The organism is Streptomyces sp. NRRL WC-3618 (assembly GCF_001280005.1).
In the GTDB taxonomy this organism is placed as follows: Bacteria; Actinomycetota; Actinomycetes; order Streptomycetales; family Streptomycetaceae; genus Streptomyces.
The window spans coordinates 81,277-100,316 of the sequence record NZ_LGDW01000177.1; the positions used below are offsets into that span (position 1 = coordinate 81,277).

Below are 19,040 nucleotides of genomic sequence, written 5' to 3' on the forward strand. Positions count from 1 at the left end.
TCACTCTCCTCGGCGCCTCGGGATAGGCCGGCTGGGGTGGTCGTCCGCGGCCGCCGCGGGGCGGAGTGTGCGGCCTCGCGTCGTGCGGGTGGGCCGTCACGGTGCTCGAGCTGCCCACCACGTAATGCAGCCCGCGTTCCTCCAGGCCGAGCGGAAGGCCGCGGTGTCTCCGTAGCCGCCGTCGGCCACGACGAGGGGAACATCGACGCCCCAGGACCGGGTCTCGTCGATCATGTCCAGGGCCAGTTGCCACTTCTCCGGCGGGATGCCGCACCGTTCGCGGCGGGCCACCTTGGCGGGATCGGCCTGCGGCGAGGCGGGATCCCAGCTCCTGGGCAGGAACAGGCGCCAGTCGACCGCTGCCGAGGCGGTGTCCGAGGCCAGGTGCAAGGACACGCCCGCCTGGCAGTTGGTGACCTTGCCGGGGTGCCGTACCCGGCGATCGCCGAGCGGTTCGAGCGGCTGGAGGAGACTCTGCGGATCTGTCTCCAGATGTGGGACCCGGACGACAACGGCCCCTTCGCGGGCACGCGCTACCGGCTCGCCGAGACCCTCTGCGTCCCGGCGCCCGTCAGCTCACCGCGCCCGGAGATCATGATCGGCGGTGACGGTGAGCGCAAGACCCTGCGGCTGGTCGCCCAGTACGCGGACGTGTGCAACCTGTTCGCCAGCACCCCGGAGGAGGTCGGGCACAAGCTCGACGTCCTGCGCGGCCACTGCGACAGCGTGGGACGCCCGTACGAGGACATCACCAAGACGCTGCTCTACATGGGCGACGCCCTGGAGGAGAACGACGTCGAGGCCTTCGTTCGGGACATCGAGGGCTACGCGAAATTCGGCATCGAGTCGCTGATGCTGGGTCCCCGCACGGGCGAGCCGGCGACCGGGATCGCGCGGTTCGTGGCCCCGGTGGTGCGGCGCGCGGCCGAGCTGGGCTGAGACCGGGGAACCGGAAAAAACGAGCCGGGCTGAGGCCGGAAACCGGAAGGAGGGCCGGAGCCCATGCGGCTTCGGCCCTCCATCATGCGTACATCGATCAGGCGGCGGACGTGGCCTCGCCATGGATCAGACCGATGACCTCGACCAGTTGCGCGGCGACCTCGGCATCGTCGGGGGGTGCGTCTCGGCGGAACGGACCACGGAACCGGCGATGGACGGCTTGGCGTCCTCCAGCACCCTGGCGCCGCCGATGCCCGCGGCCTTGCGGGTCGCGTTCTGCGCCCAGACGCCGCCGAACTGGCCGCGCTCGACGAGTGATCGGGCGCTCCTGCCTGTCTTCCGGGAGCAGGGAGTGTTCCTGGCCTGTCACTCGGCGGGGCTCGGAGTCTCCGGTGTCGGGAGCAGGCGTCGCAGCAGGGACTCCTCCAGCTCGATCAGGACGTCTTCGCTGCCGGCGGCGGGGCTCGGCAGGGTGCGCCACAGGACGAACTGGCCGTGCAGGGCGGTCCACAGGTGGATACCCAAGTCCTGAGCCTCCGCCCGACGGCCGCGGGCCGCTTCGGTGAGGTAGGCGTCAGCCGTATCGGTCCATGCCTGGAGCACGGTGTCGATGGGGTGGCCAGCGGAGGGGCGGCGCTCGGGCTCGTACTCCAGGCTGAACATCAGCCGGTAGCGGCGGGGCTTGTCGATGGCGAACCTGCGGTAGGCCGTGACGGTGGCCCGCATGCGCGCCCACGGGTCCGCGCCCGCCGCGGCGGCCGACTCGCCGGCCTCGCTCATCGCGACGGCCAGTGTGCGGTAGGCGGCGTCGAGGACGGTGGAGACCAGGTCGCCCTTGTCCTTGAAGTGCCGGTAGACGCTGGGCGCGGAGATGCCGACCTCGCGGGCGACCCCACGCAGGGACAGCGCGTCCTCGCGCCCCGTCTCCTCCAGGATGCGGGTCGCCGCGTCGAGGATCTCCTGCCGCAACCGCTCGCCCTCACCCCGCACATTGGGCACCCGCTTGACCTGCGACTTCATGGCCCCCTCCTCGCTGCCGGCAGCAGCCTACCGACCCTCGGTGCGTTCCGCCTACGACAGTCGGCGCTCCGTCAGGTCCGATGCCGCTTCCGATTCATCGGTTAACACTGTTAGCCTAACGACGCTTCGACTAACAGCGTTAACCGATGGTGGAAAGGCACAGTCATGGCCTCGTCTCCGACCGTCCCCGCGTTCACGGTCACCCGCCCGCAGGACGCTCCCCTGGACCCCCCGCCGCTGTATGCGCGGCTGCGTGAGGAACAGCCCGTCACGCGTGTCTCCCTGTGGGAGGGGCGCCTCAGTCCGTGGCTGGTGACCCGCTGGGAGGACGCCCGGGCGGTGCTGGGCAGCCCGGCGTTCAGCTCCGACTTGACGCGCCCCGGCGCACCCAACTTCACGGAAGACGCCCAGCCGGTCCCGCGCGGCTTCTTCGCGGGCCACGACGACCCCGTCCACGCGGCGATGCGGCGCACCCTGACCCGCGAGTTCATGGTCAAGCGTGTCGACGCGCTGCGTCCGGCCATCGCCCGCCTGACCGACGAACTCCTCACCGGCCTGAGTGAGCTGAGCGGCCCCGCCGACTTCGTGGAGCACTTCGCGCTGCCGCTGCCCTCGCTGGTCATCTGCGAACTGCTGGGCGTGCCGTACGAGGAACACCCGTTCTTCCAGGAACAGTCGAAGACCCTCGTCGATCTGAACGCCACGGGAGAGGAGTCCGCCCGGGCGTTCGCCAACCTCGGCGAGTATCTGCTGCGCCTTGTGCAGACCAAGCGGGCCACCCCCGGCGACGACGTGGTCACACGGCTCGCCGCGCAGGTGGACGAGGGCGTCATCACCGACCAGGACGCCGCCGACCTGAGCGCCTTCCTGCTGTTCGCCGGGCACGAGACGACGGCGAACATGATCGCGCTGAGCACCGTCACCCTGCTGCAGCACCCCGACCAGATCCCGCACATCCTCGGCGGACCGGACCAGGTCGCGAGCGCGGTGGAGGAACTCCTGCGCTACCTGTCCATCGTGCACCTGGGACTGCGCCGCACCGCCATCGACGACGTCATCATCGGCGGCGTAACCATCCGTGCGGGCGAGGGCGTGATCATTCCCGTCCACGTCGCCAACCGCGACCCGGACATCTTCACCGACCCGGACGACCTCGACCTGGAGCGTGCCAACGTCCGCCGGCACCTGGCCTTCGGCTACGGCATCCACCAGTGCCTCGGCCAGCCGCTGGCCCGCGCCGAACTCCAGATCGTCCTGCCCGAACTCTTCCGCCGGCTTCCCGGCCTGAAGATCGCCGTACCGATGGAGGAGGTCGCCTTCAAGCAGGCCACCGCCGTCTACGGCGTCCGCGAACTGCCCGTCACCTGGTGACCGCAACCCCCCGATCCCCCCACCGAGAGCAGGGAAGAAACGTCATGCGTGTAGAAGTCGACGTTCCCAAGTGCGTCGCGTCGGGCCAGTGCGTACTGCTTGCCCCCGACGTCTTCGACCAGCGGGACGAGGACGGCATGGTCGTCCTCCTCGACGGCACTCCGCCGGCCGAACTCCACGACGCCGTCCGTGAATCCGCCACCGTCTGCCCGGCGGCCGCCATCCGCCTGGAGGAGTCGTGACCGCGACCACGATCAGTCGCGTGGTCATCGTCGGCGCCTCCGCGGCCGGCCTTGCTGCCGCCGAAACCCTCCGGCGGGAGGGCCACACCGGCCCCCTCACCCTCATCGGTGACGAACCCGCTGCCCCCTACGACCGCCCGCCCCTGTCGAAGGAGATCCTCTCCGGCGCCTGGCCCCCCGACCGACTGCCCCTGCGCAACCAGGCCGACCTCGACGCCCTTGGCCTGGACGCCCGCTATGGCCGCGAGGCCATCGGCGTGAATGTCGCAGCGGGCACCGTGCTGCTGGCCGACGGTACGCAGGTGCCGTACGACGGACTGATCGTGGCCACCGGAGTCCGCCCCCGACGCCTTCCCGGCACACCGGCCCACGTCCTGCGCACCCTGGACGACGCCCTCGCCCTCAAGGACCGCCTCGGCCCCGGCCGCACCCTGGCCGTGGTCGGCGCCGGATTCCTCGGCGCCGAGGCCGCGTCGGTGGCGGCCGGCCTGGGCACCCAGGTGACCCTCCTGGAGCCCGCGCCCGTCCCGCTGGCCCACGCGGTCGGCGAGGACGTTGGCCGCATGCTCGCCCAGGCCCACCTCCACCACGGCGTGGACCTGCGCACCGGGACCGGGGTCAGCGAGGTCGTCCCCGGCGGCGTACGACTGGGCGACGGCAGCGTGGTCGAGGCCGAGACCGTGCTGGTGTCGATCGGCTCACGGCCCAACACTGAATGGCTGGCCGGCAGTGGCCTTCCCGTCGGTGACGGGCTGAGCTGCGACATGTTCTGTTCCGCCGCCCGCGGGGTGTACGGCGCGGGTGACGTGGCCCGCTGGCACAACCCGCTCTTCGGCACCTCGATGCGCATCGAGCACCGTACCAACGCCGCCGAGCAGGGCATGGCCGCCGCCCGCAACCTCCTGGGCGCCCGGCGGCCGTTCGCGCCCGTCCCCTACTTCTGGTCCGACCAGTACGACATGAAGATCCGCGCCTACGGCTACCTGCGCGGCCACGAGGAGATGCGGATCGCCGAAGGCAGCCTGGCGGAACGCGAGTTCACCGCCGTCTACCGCACCGGCGACCGTCTCACCGGCGTCCTGGCAGTCGGCATGCCGCCCAGGACCACCCGCCCCTGGCAGCAGGCCATCGCCGCCCGAACCACCTGGCATCAGGCCACATCCCTCCTGGAAGGAGCGGCAGCATGACTGACACCACCGACTTCGAGGGACGGAGCGTCGTCGTCACCGGCGCCGGGTCCGGCATCGGACGCGCCACCGCGCTGCGGTTCGCGAGCCTCGGGGCCAAAGTTCTTGTCGCGGACATCAATCCGGTCGGCGCCGAGGCCGTCGCCAAGGAGATCGAGGCGAACGGCGGCACCGCCCGCACGGTCGTCGGCGACCTCAGCGACCAGGGCACGGTCGACGAGGTGATCACCACCGCGGTCGAGTCCTTCGGCGACCTTGGCGTGCTCGTCAACAACGCCGGAATCATGGACACGATGACCGCCACCGCCGACGTGAGCGACACGGAATGGGAGCGGATCATCCGCATCAACCTGACCGCCCCGTTCCTGCTCACCCGCGCCGCCCTGCCCCACATGCTGGCCCGTGGCAACGGCGCCATCGTCAACACGGCCTCGGAGGCGGCTCTGCGCGGCAGCGCCGCCGGCACCGCGTACACCGTCTCCAAGCACGGAATCATCGGCCTGACGAAGTCGACCGCGGTCATGTACCGGGACCGCGGCATCCGCGTCAACGCCATCGCCCCCGGCGGCACCCGGACCCACATCACCGACACCGTCACGTTCGACGGCGACAGCGCCTCGATCGTAGGCCGCTACCGGGAGAACGTGGGCCGCTTGGCCGCGGCGGAGGAAGTCGCCGCAGCCATCGTGTTCCTCGCCTCGGACGCGGCGAGCAACATCAGCGGCGCCGTGCTCCCCGTCGACAACGGCTGGTCGGCCGTCTGACCCAGCCACCCATGCGGTGCCCGGTCCGCGCATCGGGGACCGGACACCGCATGCCCATGCCCTGTGAGACCGCTTCCCAAGGGGCGAGCGGATCGTCGTGCGGACGCGGACGTGGCACAGGACGGAGTGCACGTCCCGCTGCGGGCACGGTCCGGCCGTGTGCGCGGCCCTCACGAGCCGACGGTGGCCGATGTCCCGGCGGAGCGTCTGCACGTCAGAGTTGCGGGTGCAACCACTGGAGGCGCTCGGCCTCGACAGCGGGACCGACGCCTGCCCGGCCGCGGGCAGGTTCAGCTCGGGTCCGCGCTCAGGTCGAGCGCCGGGGTGATCATCGCGAAAGCCTGGTCGACCAGCTCGTCCATGGCCTTGGTGCCGTCGCTGTCCACCCACCGGCGCAACCCGGTCTGGAACGCGGTGAGGGCGACGCCGGCGGCGAGGGCGGGGCGCAGGTCGGCGTCGGGTTCCACTCCGGCGCGTCGGGCGAGGATGCCGCCCATCTCGGCCTGCCACTGCGACTGCCGCTCCAGGAACCGGGCCAGCAGGGCCGGCGTGTCCAGGATCAGCCTGCTCACGTGCAGCGTCCTGTCCGGATCGGCGTCGCACAGGGAGGTGAAAACGGACAGTGCGTGGCGCAGCGCCGGCGCGGGTGGCTCATCGTCGGGCCGGGCGCTCAGTTCCGCGCACATCTGCGCACCGGCTCCCGCGAGCAGGTGCACCACAACGTCTTCCTTGGACTGGAAATAGCGGGAGAACGTGCGACGTGACATCCCCACGGCGGCCACTATCTGGTCGACCGTCGTCTCCTCGAATCCCTGATCAGCCAGCAACGTCACTGCGGCCAAGGCCAGTTCGTTGCGTACGAGCTGACGCTTGCGCTCCGCGATGTTGGCCGTTGGGGCTGCGTTCATATCCGCCACGACTCCGATGCTACCTTGCGCTGAGTTAGTCCCACAAAGACTATTGTGACTCAATGCGCCATGAGTGGCAGCCTGAAAAACTCGCCGTGAGCAATTTGACCACCCCTCCGCACCTTGATCTGGCCGGGCAGACGTTCGTGCAACACCGCCCTGGGTGCGGCTTCTGACCCTTACCGCCAGGAACCGGGCGGATGCGGTGACCAACGCGCTCGGCCCAACCCTGAAGCGGTCCGCGACCGGCACCCCCGCCACCGATTCTTTTCCCTCAAGGAGATCCTCATGACCAACCTGCTCATCCTCGGCGGCAGCGGCCGCCTCGGGATTCATGTCCTGACGCGGGCCGCCGCGCGCGGTCACCGCCGACGCGGGCCGCCGCGCGCGGTCACCGCGTCCGCGCGCTGGTGCGCAACCCGAAGCCGTCCAGGCCCCGGCCGGCGTCAGCTGATCCAGGGCACGCCCTCGGACATCGACGCCATCCGCAAGGCAGCCCAGGGCAGCGAGGCGGTGATCAGCGCACTCAACAACTCCCACGCCTCCGACAACCTCTGGGCCACACCCGTCAGCCCGCCCATGTTCATGACCCACGTCACCCGCGACGCCCTCACTGTGATGGGCGAGCAGAACATCCGCCGGATCGTCGTGACCTCCACGCAGGGCGCCGCAGACGACTGGCCCGGATCAACCCGGTGTTCAGGGCCCTGATCAACGTGTCCAAGCTCAAGGCCGCCTACGACGACCACCACGGCCTCGACCAGATCGTCCGCGCCTCCGACACCGACCGGACCCTCGCCAGACCCGTCGCTCTCTCCAACAAGCCGGCCGGCGCCCCGCTGCGGGCCGCCCAGGCAGGCACCGACAAGCGGGGCACGCGGATCAGCCGCCCGGATGGAGGCGGCCGAACTGGTCGAGCGGGCAGCGGATCCAGGCGACCGGCGCGCGCGACTGGTCCGGCTGACCGCATTGGGCGAGGAGACCGTCGTACGCGCGTCCTGGGTCCATCTGGAAAACGACACATCAAGCGGTACCTCGTGGACCCCCTGCCCGCAGCGGACCGGAAGCGGTTCTCGGAGGATCTCCGCATCCTCAGCCACACGGCTCGGGATCTGCTGCCCCGCCTGCCCTGACCTGCGAAGTGGCGACACCGTTGGTGTAATGACGTTGCCAGTCGTCCTGGTGTGCCCCACCTCACACGAACCTTGAAATATCTGACGAGTCAGTTACTGTTCTGTCAGATGAATCGCCCGCAACCGGCGGGCGCGCATCCCTGCCGAGGTCTTCGATGAAGCTCGTCTATGTCTTCGACGCCTACTGCGGCTGGTCGCACGGGTTCTCCGGAACACTGAGCGAAGTCGCTTCCCGTCACCCCGAACTGCCGGTCGAGGTCGTCTCCGGCGGCCTGTTCACCGGGTCGCGCCGGGTATCCGTCCGCGAGTTCGGCTACGTCCAGGGCGCGAACGCCAAGATCGCCGAGCTGACCGGCGCCGAGTTCGGCGAGGCGTATGAGCGGCTGATCGCCGACGGCTCGTTCGTGATGGACTCCGAGGCCGCCGCGCGTGGTGTTGCCGCCCTGCGCCAGGCCACACCGGCCCGTGCGGCAGAGCTGGCGATCGCCCTGCAGCGGGCCTTCTACGTCGACGGCCTGAGCCTGTCCGAGGCGGCCACCTACCGGAAGGTCGCCGAGGAGGCCGGACTGGATGCCGACGCTGTGGTCACCGCCTTCGAGGGATCCGAGGTTCGGGTGGCGGCGGGCGCCGACTTCCACCGGTCCGCCTCGCTGGGCGTCACCGCCTTCCCCACGCTGCTGGCCGTCGACGGCGACTCCGTCACTGCCGTGGCCCACGGCCACGGCACCGCCGACGAGATCGACCAGCGGCTCACGGCGCTCCCCACCCACTGAACCTCCCGCTCCCTCCCCCCTCCCCGCAAGGAGTCATCGATGAGCACCCTCTCCTTCAAGATCCTCGACCTGGACTTCCCGGCCGGCAGCAAGAACAAGACCGCCGTCCTCGTCACCGGCGAGCACGAGGCCCTCCTGGTCGACGCCGCCTTCACCCGCGCCGACGGCCACCGCCTCGCCGCCGAGATCCTCGACTCCGGCAAGAAGCTCACCACCGTCTTCGTCAGCCACGCCGACCCCGACTTCTACTTCGGCGCCGAAGTCATCGCCGACACCTTCCCCGACGCGACCTTCGTCGCCACCCCGATCGTCATCGAACACATCCAGCACTCCTACGAGGGCAAGCTCAAGGCATGGGCCGCGCTCGGCCCCAACCTGCCCACCCGCCTGGTCGACCTCACTCCGCTGACCGGCGACCTCACCCTGGAGGGCCACCGCTTCGAACTCAAGGGCGGCCCGGCCGCGCTGCCCGACCGCCACTACCTCTGGCAGGCCGAACACCGCGCCCTCCTCGGCGGCGTCCTCCTCTTCCAGCAGGAACACGTCTGGGTCGCCGACACCCCCACCCCCGGCGACCGTGCCGCGTGGATCGACCTGCTCGACGAAATGGCCGTCCTCGAACCGGAGTTGGTCGTCCCCGGCCACCGCCTGCCCGCCACAGCGGCCGACGCCTCCGCCATCACCGCAACCCGCGAGTACCTTCTGGCCTTCGAGGAGGAGCTTGCTACGGCGGCCGACGGTGCGACGCTGACTGAGGCTCTGGTCAAGCGTTACCCCGGCAACGGCATGCTGATCGCCGCCCAGATCGGCGCAAAGGTCGCCAAGGGCGAAATGAAGTGGGGCTGACCATGGCCGAGTTCACGACCTCCACCGCCCCCGCCGATGTCGTACGGCGTCAGTACCTGGCGTCTGCGGCAGGTGACTTGGAGGCCCTTCGGGCCACCCTCGCCCCCGACGTCGAGTGGACGGAGATGGCCGGCTTCCCCCTCGCCGGCACCTACCGCACCCCCGAGGGCGTCACCGCCAACGTCATGGAGAAGCTCGGCCACGACTGGGACAGTTGGGCCGCCCACGACGACACCTACGTCGTCGACGGCGAGAACGTCGTCGTCCTCGCCCGCTACACCGCGACCAACAAGGCCACCGGCAAGCCGATCGACATCCGCGTCGCCCACCATTTCGTGGTGCGCGGTGGGCTCATCGTCCGCTTCGAGCAGTTCGTCGACACCGCCCTCGTCCGCGAGGCGATGGCTGGCTGAGCGGTTCGGATCCGGGCGTCGGCCACACGGGGTGTGGGCGAGTCACCCTCGGTAACGGCGCCCGGATCAACCGCGTGGACGAACCGGACGAGCATGTCTGACGGCCGAACGGCCAGGTGGGCCACCTCTTTGGGCGGCTGGTGCGCCGAGAGCGGGCCACTGTTCCCTTGACCGGTACGTGGACACTGAGCACCGCGCCGGAAGTGACGGTCGGACTCCTCACCCCGTACCGGACCGTGGTGACGAAGAAGCGGTGGTCGCCGGGACGCGGGCACACCGACGTGGGGTGCGGGGCGCGGACGCTCACGGTGTGGAGCAGGCGGCCGTCGGGGATGCGATCGGCTCCCCTCCGACTGCAGCGGGCTCGCGGTCAGGCCGGCGGGACGCAGCCGCGTCCACGCCACTCGCGTCGATGTCGGTAGAGGGCGACAGCGGTCCCGGATTCAGCGAAGCACGGGCAGTGGCCAGGCCCGTTCCGGAGCCGACACCGGTGACGAAGGCGACCTGGCCGCCGGCCCGGTTCTCAGCCGGCAGCCCCATGGACCGCAGCCCATGCAGCGCAACCAGCGGATGAATCACCTCGGAGACACCGTCGGCCTGGACACGGCCGCGCCACCCCGGCCCCTGTACGGCCCCTGTACGGCCCCTGGGTCATGGCATCGGCCCTCAGCGCAGCCGCCCGCACGGAGAGCGGCAACCTCGATCACGCGCTCTGCCGCAGGCCAGAGGGGTGGGAACTCCCCCGACCACCGCCGGACTCCAAACCCACGAGCAGCGGATTCAGTCCGTTCAGGCAAAGTTGACGCTCCGACACCCAAAAACGAACGTTTCCGCAGGTCAGAGACCTGCGCAGGTGGGGCGGGTGGGACTCGAACCCACGGCCGACGGATTATGAGTCCCCTGAGGATCTTGGCGGCCCTTGCCAACCAACGTTCATCTCTGTCGTTTTCCCAGGTCAGACGCGCCGATCAGTGTCAGTCCTGTGTGGTCCTTGTCGTTCCGTTCCTGTCCTTGTGGCCCCTCAATGGCCCCTGGGGGTCGATGAGTTAGGCGCTTACCACAGCAGCAGCCATGTCCGCCCAGTTCAGCCGAGGGGCTGGAACCCTTCGCGCAGCGGAGTCCCTTACCGACGCGATGATGCTCCACCCCGATACCGAGGTGGAGCATCATCCCTGCGTGAGGCAATCCTGCCCACCGGACTACGCATGGACCTGGGTCGCAGCATGTCGATCGGATCAGCCGAGGACGTAGGTCTCATCACCGAAGTCAGCGACGATCTTCAGCTTGCCGCCAAGTGCCTTGACGTAGGCAGCGAGGGTGTCGACCTCGCTGCGCTCCAGTTGGCCCTTCTCGATGCGCGAGACGCGAGCCTGGGTGACACCCATGGCTTCGGCAACCTGGACCTGTGTGGTGTGCTGCCGCTTCCGCAACTCGGCGAGGCGGTGCACACGGGAGGCCAGGACCATCGCCTGAGCCCCCTTGTGAACCTGGTCCTTTTCGGCATCGGTGAAGGCGAAGTCCTCGGCCGAATGAGAAGGCTCTTCTCCGTCCTTCGGGAGAGCCTCGGCGGACAGGACGTTGACTTTGATGCCGGTGACCACGATGGCCTCGTCGGTCTTCGCTTGCAGTACGAGGGGAAGCGTGGCTGGTGTGCAGGGCATGGGGCCCGGTGTGTACGCCGTCAGCCCGGGTGGCCCGGAGATCTCGTCCCAGATCCATCCCCACAGACCTTGAACTGCCCAGAATGCGGTGGCCCCTAGTAGCGGCAGTACCACGAGCGTCGTCCAGTGCGTCCGGTCCCGTAACGGTGTCCATGGCTGTATCACTGGGCCCGGCTCAGGCTGCGGTTCTGGTTCCTGCCTTGCGTCACTGTCAGGCTGTGGCGTTGATGCACTTGGGTCCTCAGGCATATCAGCCTCCCTCGGAGCCTATTTTCCCGTACGGAGGTTGTCTCCAAGCCGTTGGCAGTCATGCGTGATTCGATGGGAACCCTCGGGTGCGGTGCCCCGACGTCAGGGGGGCCGTTGGCCCTGTGGTGGAGTCGCTAGGCCGGTCTCGGCGGCCTGCTTCAGCACTGACCCGCAGTCCGACCTGGGACATCAGCTTGGAGGCGGTGTAGTTCCTGGCGGTAGCAGCGAACTTGCGGCAGGTGGCCAGCCCGCCGCCCCAGCCTGTGAACAGCGTCCCGGCCTCCGGCCCGGTCGGCGGGATCCGCAGCTGGGCTCCTTGGCCCCGCGCGGCCGGTCATCCGGTGGAGCTTGACCTTGTGCCGCAGCTCCAAGAACAGGAAGTACGTCGTCAGCGCCTGCGACCGGGCCAGCCGGGTGCCGCTGGGTGAGTTCCGCAGCACCTTCCCGAAGTACGTGTCGGCATCGGCCAGCTCCATGTCCCATAGCGGCCGACCGAACCAGGTCCTGATCTGCTCAAGGTGCCCGACGTCCCCGCGGATCGTGCCATCCGCCAGGCCCGCCGAGGCCCGCGCGAGGACGAACCCGGACACCGCGTCGATCTCGAACCACTCCAACTCCTCCACTGACGCGGGCGCCCAGTGCTCACGCAGGTCCCGTACGACCGCCAGCGCCGTCAACCCGAGCCTCCTCGCCTTCGGCCCGACTGCGGATCGGTCGGACGAGGTGATAAAGCCTCAAGAATCCCGAAGTTACATCACAAAGACGCAGTGCACCCAAAGGAGAAGAATCCCCTGGCAACGGGGTTGGGGACGCAGCCAGACTCAGGGGAACTCGCGGGATGTCGCACACCCTGCGGGCGGTTGGAACCCGCCACGCGGGCCACTGACACTTCCCGTGGCAGAACAGCTGACGTTGCCATGGCAGACGACAGTGAGCCCGGACACGGTAGTTGGAACCTGGCAATGATGGGTGGAACTGGTGAGGTCAGCTCGTGGAGAGGTCGGTGTCCGGAGGCTCGGGGGTGGCGGACAGGGCGGTGGCGTCGTGGATGGCGAGTTCTGCTGGGGTGCCGACGAAGGCAGGTCCGCAGCCGGGAGGGAGGCGTTCGACCACCATCGTGACGGCCTGCGCAGGCGTCGCCGCTGGGCCCACGGACTCGCTGCGGAGGGGGCCGGAGACCCAATATTCGCCTCCTGCTGCGGGCTGGATGTAGGGAATGTCCCATGTCCAACGCTGCTCTGTGCAGCGGCTGAAGTGCAGCTCTCCCATTCCTGTCCATGGAAACAACTGGCGCAGGCGTGGTTCGGTGTAGGCCGCTTCGAGCAGTTCCGGGCGGACCCGCCCGTCGGCGCGGACCTTCTGCCAACCTGCTTCGACGAGGGCGTGACTCGGGGGCCTGGTGTCCATAGCGACACATCATCCCCGTCGTTGGCCGAACCTGGTTCCAACAAGAATGGCAATGCGCCGCAGGTTCCAGGAAGCGTGACCGTGTGGTTCCAACCAGCGTGTCTCGCGCGGCTTGAACCACCAGGTCACCAGCCGGTCCGGGTTCCAACTACCGCGTCCCGTCAGTCACGCACCGTCGCGTGGATGGGCTGAGGGAAGAGGCCGACCGCACAGGCCGAGTTGGCCGTGGCCGAGCGGGAATGGCGGGAGTGGGCCATCGCCCGCTCGCGGGTCGGCGAGGTACTGGCCCCCGTGGACGAGCCCGGGCAAAGCCACGCCCAGGCCGATGGGACAGCGCCGGCCATGGGACAGGCCAAGGAGACATCGTCAGCGCCGACCGCGGCGAAGTCGAAGTCGCAGGTGCCGGTGTGGCGTGCGGGGCTGGCCCGGTCGGTGCTGTCGGTGGACTATCAGCGCATTCTGCAGGCACTCTCGGACCGTCTCCGGCTTCATCAGCTTCATCAAGGGCCGCTGACCTGCCAGGAGATGGCCGTCTTGTTCGGCCTGGACGCGGTGCCAGCGCGGGTGGAGGCATTGCGGTCGAAGGCGAAACGCCTGGTCGCGCGGGGCTGGCTGGCCGAGGGGCAGCCGGGCCGGTTCACGCTCGCTGCGGGTGTGGCCGGGCGAGGCGGCGGGTCATGAGAAGGATCATCGACCAGTAGATCATCGCTTCGGCGCTGGTGGTGCGGCGTTCGTAGTCGCGTGCCAGGCGGCGGGTGCGCATCAGGTGGGCGAAGAGGCGCTCGACGATCCACCGTTTGGGCAGGACCACGAAGCCGCGCATGTCGTCGCTGCGTTTGACGATCGCCAGGACCAGCGCGAGCGCGGTGAGGCAGTGCTCGACGAGGGGGCCGGTGTAGCCGCCGTCGGCCCAGACCAGCTCCAACTGGTGGTGTGCGTCGGCGACCTGCCCGAGTAGGGCCTGGGCGGCGGCGCGGTCGCCCATGTGGGTTTCGAGTCTTGGCTGGAACGCGATCACCTGCGGCCGCTCTGGCCAACCCGGACCTGCCGGCCCGCCTCCAGGCGAACGCCCCACTGAACGCGGCCGACCCGGCCACCTTCTACGGCGGCGACCGCACCGGATACACCGCCTACCCCACCCTCGACGCGGCACAGAAGTGACATGGCACCGGCGCGAGACCCGGCGCGCGCCGGTAGAGGCGCCACCTGAGGGTGAAGGGACAGGGTAAGTCGATCAAAGTGGTTGGGGTAGGAGTGCCAGGCCGGTCTCGCAGAGGTGTGCATCTCCTGGTGAGTGGCGTGGCCTGCCGGCCCGCGACGAGTAGGCTGATCGTTCGTCATCGGACGTGGAGGCCGGCGTGGACTATGGCGACAAGCTCTTCTGGCTCTCGGTTGTGATTCAACGCAAGTACGCGCAGATCTGCGCCGAGTTCGACCTGACCCCCTCGCAGGCCACGCTGCTCTGCGCAGTCAGGAACGAGCCGCGGCAGATGGCTGACCTCGCCGCGTCGTTGGGTATGACCAAGAACGCATTGAGCCAGCTGGTCGATCGCACCGCGCAGCGCGAGTTGGTCGGCCGGGCAAGCTCGGCGCAGGACCGACGGGTCGTCATGCTCAGTGCGACGCCCACGGGGAAGGTGCTCGCCGAGGCCGTGTACGCCGAGGTCGCCAAGCGCCTGCCCGAGATCGCGAGGAACCTCGACGCCGACGACCAGCGCGACTTCGAGCGCGTGGCCACCGCCATCGTGGACACCTCGGACCTCTCTTCGCCCACCTCGAACCAACCCATCACACCGTGAGGTCCCGCTACACCCGCACCTTGACGTAGTTCATACCGTGAACTAATTTCGTTCATGCCGTGAACTAGTGAAGGGTGGCAGCGATGAGCACACAGACGACCGGCACGATCGCAGTCTTAGGCGCGACGGGGCAACAGGGCGGGGCGGTGGTCGACGCGCTGCTGGACCACAAGGCGCGGGTGCGGGCTTTGGTCCGCAACCCGCAGTCCGACCGGGCTCAGGCGCTGGCCGCCCGCGGCGTCGAGCTGGCGGCCATCCGGGCCGACGACCCGGCGTCGCTGGCCGCCGCGCTGGCGACGGTCGAGGGGTTCTACTTCATGACCCCGGAGGCGAACAGCCTCGAAGAGGTCGAGGCGGAGATCCGCATCGGTACCGCGCTCGTCGACGCGGCGGTCGAGGCGGGCGTCCCGCACGTCGTGTTCAACTCGGTCTTCGGAGCGGACCGGGAGTCGGGTGTGCCGCACCACGACTCGAAGCACTGGATCGAGGAGCACCTGAGAAAGTCCGGCCTGAGGGCCGCGATGGTTCGCGCGACCGCCTTCATGGAGAACTTCGCGAGCGTGATGGCACCGAGCCTGGAGCATGGGGAGATCGTGCTGAGGCTGCCGCTGCCGGAGGACGTCGCTCTGAAGATGATCTCGGTCAGGGACATCGGCCGGGTCGCCGCCGCGCTCCTGCTCGACACCGCGCAGGCGCCCGGCGGAGCCGTCGAGCTCGTCGGCGACGAGCTGACGGGCCCCCAGATCGCCGCGGCGTTCGGCGCGCGCGCCGGGCTCCCGGCACGGTACGAGGCCCTCCCGTTGAGCGTGCTTCCCAACGACCTCGACAAGGCGATGTTCCGCCAGTTCGCGAAGGCGGCGGAATACCCTTCGGACCTCGCGGTGGTGCGCTCGATCGAGCCGGCCACCCTGGACCTGGTCGAGTGGATCCGAGCTACCGGCTGGACCGCGCCCACAAACGTGGCTGGTTCCTGAGCCTCCGGCCGCGATGAACGCCCCGCGATCGTGCCCACGGTCTCGGCGCTCTGGGCACGGCAACGCATCCGCCAACGGTTGAAGTAGTCACGAAGCTCCCGGGGCGTGCCCAAGGCCGACACCGGCACACTGGTTGTCGAGAGGCCGCCGGTCGACGGCGAGGTAAAGATCCACGTCCAGGAGGCCCCGGGCCGCCAACCAAAAGACCTCACCGACTACGCCCGCGAGGCCGCCGCGCCGGCGTCTGGACCCGTATAGCGGATGGCAGGAATAGGCTTGCCCGTGCCGGCCATCCGCAACGGTGCTCGGCGCGTCTCTGACCGCCGCTGAGGCCTTGTTTCCGTCTGACCAGAGGCGGATCAACTTCATTGACATATGGTCGGCTACCCCATTTCTCACCGAATCTGATCCACCGCAGTTCAGCGCCGCTCAGCATGGATCAGATTCGGTGATACCAGGTCTACGGTCCTGGCATCAGGACCGCACACGAACGCCGGGAGGAGGAACGGGGACGACGGGCAGTTCGGTGCCCGGAGGCCGCAGGGGCGGGACGGTCGGCCGCTCGGGAACGACCGTACCGGTGCGCCGGAACCGGCTCGGGCTGACGCCTCGGATCCGTTTGAACGCTGCGCTGAACGCGAACGCGTCGGAGTAGCCCACGGTGCGGCCGATCTCCGCGACGGTCGCCGCCTCACGTTCGGCCAGCAGGTCCGCCGCGAGCGTCATGCGCCAGCGGGTGAGGTAGGTCAGCGGCGGTTCGCCGACCAGGTCTGCGAACCGCTTCGCCAACGTGGAACGTGACACTCCGGTCCGGTCGGCCAGCGAGGACACCGTCCACGGGGCCGCTGGTTCGGCGTGCAGCAGGCGCAGCGCGTCGCCGACCACCGGGTCCCGCTGGGCGGCGTACCAGGCGGGCGGCTCGCCGCCGGGCCGGTCGAAGTACTCGCGCAGCGCGCACACCAGCATCCAGTCCAGCAGCCGGTCGAGGACCACCTGCTGGCCCGGGGTGTCGGTGGCGACCTCGGCGGCGAGGTGGTCGAGTACGGCGTCGGTCCCGCCGCCGGATACGACGCGCAGCACGACGGGCAGCCCGTCCAGCAGCCTGCGGCTGATTTCGCCGCATACCGGGTAGGCGCCGACGATCAGCGTCGTCGCTCCGTCGCCGGCGTCGCCGTCGCAGTCGTTCCAGCCGAGCCGGTGCCGGGTCCCGCCCTGCTCGGGCGTCGCGCAGTGCTCGCCGCACGCGATCGGTTCGGCCCGGGTGCCGACCTCGTCGACGAAGGTGAACGGTGCGGGGCCCCGCACGATGACCGTCTCGCCGGCGCGGAGCTGTTCGGGCGGGCGGTGCTCCGGCACGATCCAGCCCGCCCCGCCGAGGACGGTGCACAACGTCAGCGGCGCGCCGTCCACGAAGTGCAACGCCCAGGGCGGGGACAGGATCGAGTTGCCGAACAACGAGCCCTGGGCCCGCATCCCGCGGAAGAGGTCACCGAACGCGTCCATCCCACCGAGGTTAGACGATCACACATGCGATCCGGCTTTTCGCCTATGTATTCGTCCGGGCAGACGCCGTTGAATCGCTGCCATGAGCAACGACACCACCCTCGTCCTCGGCGCCACCGGCAAGACCGGCCGACGGGTCGCCGCCCGGTTGCGGCTGCGCGGCACGCAGGTGCGCGCCGCCTCCCGATCCAGCCGGACCCGCTTCGACTGGTCCGACCCCGACGGCTGGGATTCGGCCCTGCAGGGCATCACCTCCGCCTACGTGGTACCCCCGCCCGTACCCGGACCGGTACACGAGTTCGTGGCGCGGGCCGAGGCCGCCGGCGTGCAGCACCTTGTCCTGCTCTCCGGGCACGGCGCCGACGCCTGGGGCGACTCCACGTTCGGCCTGGACATGCGCTCGGCCGAAGACGCCGTGCGCGGCTCCGCACTGGAGTGGACCGTCCTGCGGCCGTCGAACTTCAACCAGAACTTCGACGAGGACCTCTTCCACGCCCCGCTGGTCGCCGGCGAACTGGCGCTCCCGGCCGGTGCTGTCCCCGAGCCGTTCATCGACCTGGAGGACGTCGCCGACGCCGCGGCCGCGGTGCTGGCCGAGCCCGGCCGGCACGCCGGGCGGATCTACGAGCTGACCGGGCCGCGCGCGCTGACCTTCGAGGAGGCCGTCGAGCTGATCTCCCGGGCGTCCGGACTGCCCATGACCTACAAGCGGCTTTCCCCCGCCGAGTACACCGCGGCGCTGGTCGCGGAGGGGTGGGGCGAGGACGACGCGCACCACGTCGCCGAGATGTTCGTGTTGATGGAGCGCGGGGTGATTGCCGAAACGACGGACGGTATCGCCACCGTGTTGGGGCGAGCGCCCCGAAACTTCGAGGACTACGTGGTGCGGGCCGCGGCAGCGGGAGCCTGGCGGCCATGACCTCTCGGGCGGCCGTCCAGCGGCTGCGCCGGACTCCGGCGGTGGGGGTGTTGCGCGCCGGGGTGGTCTCCCAACGGTTGCCGCCGCGCATCCGGTCCGCGCTGTCAGCCCGCCGTGATCGCGGTGAGCGAACGGAGCGAAACCTCCATCCACCGTCACGCCAGCATCTTCCGAAAGGACCGCAATGAGCACCGCCACCAGCCGGCTGACCGCCGAGGACCTCAAGTTCCTCGGACGCCCCCTGCACGGGTTCCTGTCCGTGGCCGGGGGAACGCAGCCGCCACAGCCCCGGCCAGTGTGGTTCGAGGCCACCGCAGAGGGGACGATCCAGTTCTTCACGGAGCCGGGCTCGCTGAAGGTGCGGCGCCTGCACCGCGACCCCCGCGCCTCGATCGTTGTCGCAGCCCCGGTAGGTGAGCGTGAGCGCTGGGTGTCCGTCGTCGGCCGCACCACGATGGCGGCCGACGGAGCGCACGACCTGTGTTCCCGCCTCGCCGCTCGCTACTGGGACCTCAACGACCAGGCCCGGGCCCACGACCTCGCCATGATGCTGGCCGCTGACCCACTCCGCGTCGTCATCCACCCGGAGACCGTGCACCGCTACGGGCACTGACCTCCAGCCTCAGCTCGCGCCACCGGTACGTCGGACTGCGCAGAGATAGTTGCCAGCGTGCCCAGCGTGCCCTGGTTTCCGCGTACTCTCCGGTGCGCGGCCGGGCCGGTACGCTTGAACGTGGCCAGTCGTCAGGCCACGTTGGTGTCCCGGCCGGTGGCCCTGAGGCAGTGCTTCAGACGGTAGGCCGAGGCAGTCGGTCACGATGTGCCGCTTCCGCCCGTTATCTTGAGCCCGTACGAGCGTGTCCTTCATGTGTGTGAAGCACTCTGAAGTTCCCCCAACTTCCGTCGTGGATGCGGTTATCTGCCGCCGTCCA

General features: G+C 69.5%; 19 protein-coding genes and 7 pseudogenes. 17 read left to right on the plus strand and 9 right to left on the minus strand.

The features are described from left to right. Positions 1–46: 46 nt before the first annotated feature. Positions 47–396, minus strand: a pseudogene (locus tag ADL01_RS47805) (transposase); the annotation flags it as partial. 27 nt (positions 397–423) lie between these two features. On the opposite strand from ADL01_RS47805, the pseudogene ADL01_RS18355 reads away from it, so the two are divergent. After that, positions 424–939 (plus strand): annotated as a pseudogene (locus ADL01_RS18355) (LLM class flavin-dependent oxidoreductase); the annotation flags it as partial. Between the two features lie 97 nt (positions 940–1,036). Here the strand turns inward: ADL01_RS18355 and ADL01_RS46280 are convergent. Continuing rightward, a pseudogene (locus tag ADL01_RS46280) lies at positions 1,037–1,242 on the minus strand (FMN reductase); the annotation flags it as partial. 63 nt (positions 1,243–1,305) lie between these two features. Then, entirely contained in the window at positions 1,306–1,959 is a 654-nt protein-coding gene (locus tag ADL01_RS18360; protein WP_053743079.1) for a TetR/AcrR family transcriptional regulator, read from the minus strand. A 165-nt stretch (positions 1,960–2,124) separates the two neighbouring features. Between ADL01_RS18360 and ADL01_RS18365 the strand changes: the two genes are divergently transcribed. Genes ADL01_RS18365 through ADL01_RS18380 form a run of 4 tightly spaced genes read left to right on the plus strand, consistent with a single transcriptional unit; the run spans position 2,125 to position 5,523 of the window. After that, positions 2,125–3,330 (plus strand): cytochrome P450, encoded by a 1,206-nt coding sequence (locus ADL01_RS18365; RefSeq protein WP_053743080.1) that lies wholly within the window; start codon positions 2,125–2,127, stop codon positions 3,328–3,330. A gap of 44 nt (positions 3,331–3,374) precedes the next feature. After that, positions 3,375–3,572 carry a ferredoxin gene (locus ADL01_RS18370; protein ID WP_053743081.1) on the plus strand — a complete coding sequence of 66 codons (198 nt, stop codon included), beginning with the start codon at positions 3,375–3,377 and terminating at the stop codon, positions 3,570–3,572. Next, a complete protein-coding gene (locus ADL01_RS18375) occupies positions 3,569–4,759 on the plus strand; it encodes an NAD(P)/FAD-dependent oxidoreductase (protein WP_053743082.1) in 1,191 nt (396 codons plus the stop codon). The genes ADL01_RS18370 and ADL01_RS18375 overlap by 4 nt, the downstream gene beginning before the upstream one ends. Then, entirely contained in the window at positions 4,756–5,523 is a 768-nt protein-coding gene (locus ADL01_RS18380; protein ID WP_053743083.1) for an SDR family NAD(P)-dependent oxidoreductase, read from the plus strand. The genes ADL01_RS18375 and ADL01_RS18380 overlap by 4 nt, the downstream gene beginning before the upstream one ends. Positions 5,524–5,813: 290 nt before the next feature. Here the strand turns inward: ADL01_RS18380 and ADL01_RS18385 are convergent, their stop codons facing one another. Further along, complete coding sequence (locus ADL01_RS18385; RefSeq protein ID WP_199834858.1) at positions 5,814–6,431, minus strand: TetR family transcriptional regulator; 618 nt, start codon at positions 6,429–6,431, stop codon at positions 5,814–5,816. A gap of 288 nt (positions 6,432–6,719) precedes the next feature. Here ADL01_RS18385 and ADL01_RS46285 point away from each other — a divergent pair, with 288 nt between their 5' ends. From ADL01_RS46285 to ADL01_RS18410, 6 genes and pseudogenes are all read left to right on the plus strand, one after another. Then, complete coding sequence (locus ADL01_RS46285) at positions 6,720–7,142, plus strand: NAD(P)H-binding protein (RefSeq protein WP_053743085.1); 423 nt, start codon at positions 6,720–6,722, stop codon at positions 7,140–7,142. 5 nt (positions 7,143–7,147) lie between these two features. Then, a pseudogene (locus ADL01_RS47265) lies at positions 7,148–7,267 on the plus strand (NAD(P)-dependent oxidoreductase); the annotation flags it as partial. Positions 7,268–7,319: 52 nt separating this feature from the next. Then, positions 7,320–7,564: pseudogene (locus ADL01_RS46290) on the plus strand (MarR family transcriptional regulator); the annotation flags it as partial. A gap of 155 nt (positions 7,565–7,719) precedes the next feature. Then, positions 7,720–8,337, plus strand: a complete 618-nt coding sequence (locus ADL01_RS18400) for a DsbA family protein (protein ID WP_053743086.1) — start codon at positions 7,720–7,722, stop codon at positions 8,335–8,337. Positions 8,338–8,376: 39 nt separating this feature from the next. Next, positions 8,377–9,183, plus strand: coding sequence for an MBL fold metallo-hydrolase (locus tag ADL01_RS18405; RefSeq protein ID WP_053743087.1), 807 nt, complete (start codon positions 8,377–8,379; stop codon positions 9,181–9,183). Between the two features lie 2 nt (positions 9,184–9,185). After that, entirely contained in the window at positions 9,186–9,596 is a 411-nt protein-coding gene (locus tag ADL01_RS18410; protein WP_053743088.1) for a nuclear transport factor 2 family protein, read from the plus strand. A 1,235-nt stretch (positions 9,597–10,831) separates the two neighbouring features. On the opposite strand, the gene ADL01_RS18415 is transcribed toward ADL01_RS18410, so the two are convergent. The 3 genes from ADL01_RS18415 to ADL01_RS18425 form a co-directional block, all read right to left on the minus strand. Then, on the minus strand, positions 10,832–11,257 hold the full coding sequence (locus tag ADL01_RS18415; protein ID WP_234354698.1) for an XRE family transcriptional regulator: 426 nt from the start codon (positions 11,255–11,257) through the stop codon (positions 10,832–10,834). A 407-nt stretch (positions 11,258–11,664) separates the two neighbouring features. Then, positions 11,665–12,183 carry a hypothetical protein gene (locus ADL01_RS18420; RefSeq protein ID WP_234354699.1) on the minus strand — a complete coding sequence of 173 codons (519 nt, stop codon included), beginning with the start codon at positions 12,181–12,183 and terminating at the stop codon, positions 11,665–11,667. Positions 12,184–12,490: 307 nt separating this feature from the next. Further along, a complete protein-coding gene (locus tag ADL01_RS18425) occupies positions 12,491–12,913 on the minus strand; it encodes a DUF6193 family natural product biosynthesis protein (RefSeq protein ID WP_234354700.1) in 423 nt (140 codons plus the stop codon). 179 nt (positions 12,914–13,092) lie between these two features. Here ADL01_RS18425 and ADL01_RS18430 point away from each other — a divergent pair. Then, positions 13,093–13,594 (plus strand): annotated as a pseudogene (locus tag ADL01_RS18430) (hypothetical protein). Here the strand turns inward: ADL01_RS18430 and ADL01_RS18435 are convergent. Further along, on the minus strand, positions 13,551–13,898 hold the full coding sequence (locus tag ADL01_RS18435; RefSeq protein ID WP_107090923.1) for a transposase: 348 nt from the start codon (positions 13,896–13,898) through the stop codon (positions 13,551–13,553). The pseudogene ADL01_RS18430 and the gene ADL01_RS18435 sit on opposite strands and share 44 nt — an antisense overlap. Before the next feature lie 35 nt (positions 13,899–13,933). Between ADL01_RS18435 and ADL01_RS43795 the strand changes: the two are divergent. The 3 genes and pseudogenes from ADL01_RS43795 to ADL01_RS18445 form a co-directional block, all read left to right on the plus strand. Next, positions 13,934–14,074: pseudogene (locus tag ADL01_RS43795) on the plus strand (alkene reductase); the annotation flags it as partial. A 197-nt stretch (positions 14,075–14,271) separates the two neighbouring features. Continuing rightward, positions 14,272–14,712 carry a MarR family winged helix-turn-helix transcriptional regulator gene (locus ADL01_RS18440; protein WP_053743109.1) on the plus strand — a complete coding sequence of 147 codons (441 nt, stop codon included), beginning with the start codon at positions 14,272–14,274 and terminating at the stop codon, positions 14,710–14,712. 83 nt (positions 14,713–14,795) lie between these two features. Then, positions 14,796–15,686, plus strand: a complete 891-nt coding sequence (locus ADL01_RS18445) for an NmrA family NAD(P)-binding protein (protein WP_053743089.1) — start codon at positions 14,796–14,798, stop codon at positions 15,684–15,686. Positions 15,687–16,160: 474 nt separating this feature from the next. Here ADL01_RS18445 and ADL01_RS18450 read toward each other — a convergent pair whose 3' ends face one another. Next, positions 16,161–17,189: an AraC family transcriptional regulator gene (locus ADL01_RS18450; RefSeq protein ID WP_078960599.1), complete on the minus strand. Its 1,029-nt coding sequence runs from the start codon at positions 17,187–17,189 to the stop codon at positions 16,161–16,163. An 82-nt stretch (positions 17,190–17,271) separates the two neighbouring features. Between ADL01_RS18450 and ADL01_RS18455 the strand changes: the two genes are divergently transcribed. Then, positions 17,272–18,108: an NAD(P)H-binding protein gene (locus ADL01_RS18455; protein WP_053743090.1), complete on the plus strand. Its 837-nt coding sequence runs from the start codon at positions 17,272–17,274 to the stop codon at positions 18,106–18,108. Positions 18,109–18,292: 184 nt separating this feature from the next. Continuing rightward, positions 18,293–18,721: a pyridoxamine 5'-phosphate oxidase family protein gene (locus tag ADL01_RS18460; RefSeq protein ID WP_053743091.1), complete on the plus strand. Its 429-nt coding sequence runs from the start codon at positions 18,293–18,295 to the stop codon at positions 18,719–18,721. Positions 18,722–19,040: the final 319 nt, after the last annotated feature.

What these genes read in the sequence shown, in the direction of transcription:
- ADL01_RS46285 (WP_053743085.1), top strand. Translation starts at nt 6,720, where the DNA reads ATGACCAACCTGCTCATCCTCGGCGGCAGCGGCCGCCTCGGGATTCAT.
- ADL01_RS18400 (WP_053743086.1), top strand. Translation starts at nt 7,720, where the DNA reads ATGAAGCTCGTCTATGTCTTCGACGCCTACTGCGGCTGGTCGCACGGG.
- ADL01_RS18455 (WP_053743090.1), top strand. Translation starts at nt 17,272, where the DNA reads ATGAGCAACGACACCACCCTCGTCCTCGGCGCCACCGGCAAGACCGGC.
- ADL01_RS18445 (WP_053743089.1), top strand. Translation starts at nt 14,796, where the DNA reads ATGAGCACACAGACGACCGGCACGATCGCAGTCTTAGGCGCGACGGGG.
- ADL01_RS18425 (WP_234354700.1), bottom strand. Translation starts at nt 12,913, where the DNA reads ATGGACACCAGGCCCCCGAGTCACGCCCTCGTCGAAGCAGGTTGGCAG.
- ADL01_RS18450 (WP_078960599.1), bottom strand. Translation starts at nt 17,189, where the DNA reads ATGGACGCGTTCGGTGACCTCTTCCGCGGGATGCGGGCCCAGGGCTCG.
- ADL01_RS18410 (WP_053743088.1), top strand. Translation starts at nt 9,186, where the DNA reads ATGGCCGAGTTCACGACCTCCACCGCCCCCGCCGATGTCGTACGGCGT.
- ADL01_RS18385 (WP_199834858.1), bottom strand. Translation starts at nt 6,431, where the DNA reads ATGAACGCAGCCCCAACGGCCAACATCGCGGAGCGCAAGCGTCAGCTC.
- ADL01_RS18360 (WP_053743079.1), bottom strand. Translation starts at nt 1,959, where the DNA reads ATGAAGTCGCAGGTCAAGCGGGTGCCCAATGTGCGGGGTGAGGGCGAG.
- ADL01_RS18380 (WP_053743083.1), top strand. Translation starts at nt 4,756, where the DNA reads ATGACTGACACCACCGACTTCGAGGGACGGAGCGTCGTCGTCACCGGC.
- ADL01_RS18435 (WP_107090923.1), bottom strand. Translation starts at nt 13,898, where the DNA reads ATGGGCGACCGCGCCGCCGCCCAGGCCCTACTCGGGCAGGTCGCCGAC.
- ADL01_RS18460 (WP_053743091.1), top strand. Translation starts at nt 18,293, where the DNA reads ATGAGCACCGCCACCAGCCGGCTGACCGCCGAGGACCTCAAGTTCCTC.
- ADL01_RS18365 (WP_053743080.1), top strand. Translation starts at nt 2,125, where the DNA reads ATGGCCTCGTCTCCGACCGTCCCCGCGTTCACGGTCACCCGCCCGCAG.
- ADL01_RS18370 (WP_053743081.1), top strand. Translation starts at nt 3,375, where the DNA reads ATGCGTGTAGAAGTCGACGTTCCCAAGTGCGTCGCGTCGGGCCAGTGC.
- ADL01_RS18415 (WP_234354698.1), bottom strand. Translation starts at nt 11,257, where the DNA reads ATGCCCTGCACACCAGCCACGCTTCCCCTCGTACTGCAAGCGAAGACC.
- ADL01_RS18405 (WP_053743087.1), top strand. Translation starts at nt 8,377, where the DNA reads ATGAGCACCCTCTCCTTCAAGATCCTCGACCTGGACTTCCCGGCCGGC.